1 protein-coding gene is annotated in these 350 nt (G+C 49.4%); it reads right to left on the bottom strand.

What is annotated here, in order from left to right:
* Positions 1-51: 51 nt before the first annotated feature.
* Positions 52-348, bottom strand: a complete 297-nt coding sequence (locus tag MKS85_RS28835) for a parvalbumin beta (RefSeq protein ID WP_310663259.1) — start codon at positions 346-348, stop codon at positions 52-54.
* Positions 349-350: the final 2 nt, after the last annotated feature.

Raw genomic sequence — 350 nt, 5'->3', positions numbered from 1 at the left:
TAAGAAGGCTACATTACTGGTTGGAACCTAAGGTTGTTGTTTAGAAGCCATTTATGCCTTGACCATAGCAGCGAACTCATCCACTCCAATCTTGCCATCACCATCAGAGTCTCCAGCTGTCAGGAAGGCTTTTGTCTCAGCATCAGTCAATGCTCTGGCACCAGATGAGAAGTTCTGCAGGAACAGTTTCAGCTCATCCTCCTCAATGAAGCCGCTCTTGTCCTGGTCAATGACAGCAAAGGCCTTCTTGACATCATCGGCAGACTTGCCGGACAGACCGACCTTGGCGAAGAAAGTCTTGAAGTTGAAGGAGTCAGCAGCTTCGCAAGCCTTCAGGGCTGCAGTGATGT

Origin of the sequence: Pseudomonas sp. JL2 (assembly GCF_031570495.1) — a bacterium.
GTDB classification, from domain to species: Bacteria; Pseudomonadota; Gammaproteobacteria; order Pseudomonadales; family Pseudomonadaceae; genus Aquipseudomonas; species Aquipseudomonas rhizophila.
The sequence above is the reverse complement of the archived record's forward strand: the minus strand, read 5'-3'. Positions and strand labels throughout refer to the sequence as shown.